General features: G+C 63.6%; 4 protein-coding genes. All 4 read left to right on the top strand.

Features of this window, described 5'->3' with window-relative positions:
* A partial coding sequence (locus VJR68_RS20845) for a UDP-N-acetylmuramate--L-alanine ligase (protein ID WP_324150749.1) occupies positions 1-978 on the top strand: 978 nt, incomplete at its 5' end.
* Positions 975-1,913 carry a D-alanine--D-alanine ligase gene (locus VJR68_RS20840; RefSeq protein WP_324150748.1) on the top strand — a complete coding sequence of 313 codons (939 nt, stop codon included), beginning with the start codon at positions 975-977 and terminating at the stop codon, positions 1,911-1,913. The genes VJR68_RS20845 and VJR68_RS20840, both read left to right, overlap by 4 nt.
* Complete coding sequence (locus VJR68_RS20835; protein WP_324150747.1) at positions 1,910-2,656, top strand: cell division protein FtsQ/DivIB; 747 nt, start codon at positions 1,910-1,912, stop codon at positions 2,654-2,656. The genes VJR68_RS20840 and VJR68_RS20835 overlap by 4 nt, the downstream gene beginning before the upstream one ends.
* On the top strand, positions 2,653-3,170 hold a 518-nt coding region (gene ftsA, locus VJR68_RS20830), incomplete at its 3' end, for a cell division protein FtsA (protein ID WP_324150746.1). The genes VJR68_RS20835 and ftsA, both read left to right, overlap by 4 nt.

The following is a 3,170-nucleotide window of genomic DNA, read 5'->3' as shown; positions in this document are numbered from 1 at the left end:
GCCGGTGCGAATGCGCGGTTGGGTACTGGCCAGTATCTGGTGGCGGAAGCGGACGAATCGGATGGTTCATTCCTGCTGCTCTCGCCGGTGATCGCGGTCGTCACCAATATCGATGCGGATCACCTGGAGAATTACCACGGCGATTTCGCGCTGGTGCGCAAGGCGTTCTCGGATTTCCTGCATCGCTTGCCGTTCTACGGGCTGGCCGTGCTGTGCGTGGATGACCCGGAAGTGGCCGAGCTGGCCAAGATCACCGCGCGCCGCGTGATGACCTACGGCATCGATACGGCGCATGCGGACGTGCGCGCCGCCAACGTGCGGCAGCAGGGTTTCGAGATGCACTTCGATCTGCTGCTGCCGGGTGTGAACAATCCGATCCCGGTCACGCTCAATCTGCCGGGGCGGCACAACGTGCTCAACGCGCTGGCTGCTGCATCGATTGGCTGGCAGCTCGGCGTGGAAGCCGACGCCATTGCGCACGCGTTGAAGCATTTCCAGGGTGTGGGGCGTCGCTTCCATCGCCGTGGCGAGATCGCGATCGATCAAGGCAAGGTGATGCTGGTCGACGACTACGGTCATCACCCGCGCGAGCTGGCCGCTGTGTTTGCGGCGGCACGCGGCGGTTGGCCAGATCGCCGTTTGGTAGTGGGCTTCCAGCCGCATCGCTACAGCCGTACGCGCGATCTGCTTGATGATTTTGCCAACGTGCTGGCGGAAGCCGATGTGCTGGTGCTTACCGAAGTTTATCCAGCCGGTGAAGCACCGATTGCGGGCGCAGATGGCCGTGCCTTGGCGCGCGCCGTGCGTGCGCGCGGCAAGGTCGATCCGGTGCTGATCAGCCATCCGCGCGAATTGAAAGACACCTTGCCGACGCTGCTGCGCGACGGCGATCTGCTGTTGCTGCTGGGCGCCGGCGACATCGGCGCCGCAGCCGTGGAGCTGGGAAAGCTGGGCCATTTGAGGACGAGCGAGACATGAGAGAGATCAACGATCCCGCCCAATTTGGCCGTGTCGCCGTGGTGATGGGCGGCAGTTCGGCCGAGCGCGAGGTATCGCTCGACTCTGGCCGCAACGTGCTGGGGGCGCTGAAGGCGCGCGGCGTGGATGCGCAGGCGATCGATGGCATTCCGGCGCTGCTGGATGCCTTGCGCGCCGGTCACTTTGCGCGCGTGTTCAACATTCTTCATGGCCAGCACGGCGGCGGCGAAGATGGCGTGCTGCAAGGCGCGCTGGAATCGCTGCATATCCCCTATACCGGTTCGGGCGTGCTGGGTTCCGCGCTGTCGATGGACAAGACGCGTTCCAAACGCGTGTGGCAGTCGCTTGGTTTGCCGACGCCGAAGTTCGTAGCGCTGCCGCGTGGCGCCGACGTGCATGCCGCGGCGAAGGAAATCGGTTTTCCGTTGATCGTGAAGCCCGCGTGCGAAGGTTCCAGCGTGGGCGTGACGCGCGTATTCGAAGAAAAGGATCTGGATGCTGCCGTGGCGCTGGCTGCGAAGTATCCCGGCGATTTGCTAATGGAAACGCTGATCGAGGGCGATGAATTGACGGTCGGCATTCTCGGTCGCCAGGTGTTGCCGAGCATCCACATCGTGCCGAAGGGCGCGTTCTACGATTACAACGCCAAGTACATCGCTGAAGACACGCGCTATATCTGTCCAGGCCTGGAAGGCGAAGCCGAAGCCTCGTTGCGTGCACTCGCACTGGAAGCCTTCGATGCGCTGGGTTGTTTCGGCTGGGGCCGTGTCGACGTGATGCGCGATCGTCAAGGCCGCAACTGGTTGCTGGAAGTGAACACTGCGCCGGGCATGACCTCGCATTCGCTGGTACCGAAAGCGGCGGCCGTCGCCGGCATCGATTACCAGGAATTGTGCTGGCGCGTGCTGGAAACCAGTTTCAGGGAGGAGCAATGAGGGGAAGCATTCGCCTCGTCGCCTGGTTGCTGGCCATCGCCCTGGTGGTCACGCCGATCGTCGGTGTGTTGAGCGGCTGGTTTGCCGCCGACCGCTGGCCGGTCACCCAGCTGACGCTGCAGGCCGAGTTCAAGCACGTGAGCGCGGAACAGATCCGCGCCGCCGTGCAGCCGCGCCTGGGCAAAGGCTTCTTCGCATTGAACCTCGATGGCGTGCAGAAAGCCGTTGCCGCGTTGCCATGGGTGGAATCGGTGGAAGCAAGCAAGCGCTGGCCGGACACCTTGCTGCTGCGCGTGTATGAGCGCCAGCCATTTGCGCGTTGGAACAGCCGGCAATTGATCAGCCGCGAAGGCAAGGTATTCACGGTGCCGGACGCGGCCGACTACAACCAGCTTCCTGATCTGCATGGACCGGATGACCATCTCGCTGAAGTGGTGAGTTTCTTTGCCGACGTGCAGAAGGCGTTCACCGGCACGCATTTGAAGATCACCGGCGTCACGCTGACCGAGCGCGGCAGCTGGAGCGTGAACACCGATACCGGCGCGCAGATCGTGATTGGCGATCGCAACCAGGCCGGTGGCCGCCTGCGACGCTTCCTGGACGTGTATCCGCAGGTGGCAGCGGGACATCCGCGGAGTTTCGAGTACGCCGACCTTCGTTATACCAACGGCTTTGCCGTGAAATGGCCGCAAGTGACGGCCGCCCCGACCGCTCCGACTGCCGGAGGCATGCCACGCACATGAAAGGCAAAAACGAAAAGCAATTGGTAGTCGGCCTGGATATCGGCACCTCGAAAGTGGTGGCGATCGTGGGTGAGTACGAGCCGGGCGAACCGATCGAGGTGATCGGCATCGGCTCGCACGTATCGCGCGGCATGAAGCGCGGTTCGGTGGTGGATATCGAGTCGACCGTGCATTCGATCCAGCGCGCGGTGGAAGAAGCCGAGCTGATGGCGGGCTGCGATATCCGCTCGGTGTACGCATCGATTTCCGGCAGTCACCTGGAAACGCGCAACTCGCACGGCACGGCGGCGATCCGCGATCGCGAAGTCGCACCCGGCGATCTCGACCAGGTGCTGGAAGCGGCGAGCGCGGTGGCGATCCCGGCCGATCGCAAGGTCTTATATAAGGAGTCGCAGGAATACCGCATCGATGGCCAGGACGGCATCCGCTCGCCGGTGGGCATGAGCGGCGTGCGCCTGGAAGCGTCCGTGCATCTGGTGACCGGCGCGGCGGCGGCGGTGCAGAACATCAGCAA

Origin of the sequence: Dyella sp. (assembly GCF_035277725.1) — a bacterium.
In the GTDB taxonomy this organism is placed as follows: Bacteria; Pseudomonadota; Gammaproteobacteria; order Xanthomonadales; family Rhodanobacteraceae; genus Dyella_B.
Note: the sequence above shows the minus strand (reverse complement) of the source record. Positions and strands in the feature narration are given on the sequence as shown.

What these genes read in the sequence shown, in the direction of transcription:
- VJR68_RS20840 (WP_324150748.1), top strand. Translation starts at nt 975, where the DNA reads ATGAGAGAGATCAACGATCCCGCCCAATTTGGCCGTGTCGCCGTGGTG.
- VJR68_RS20835 (WP_324150747.1), top strand. Translation starts at nt 1,910, where the DNA reads ATGAGGGGAAGCATTCGCCTCGTCGCCTGGTTGCTGGCCATCGCCCTG.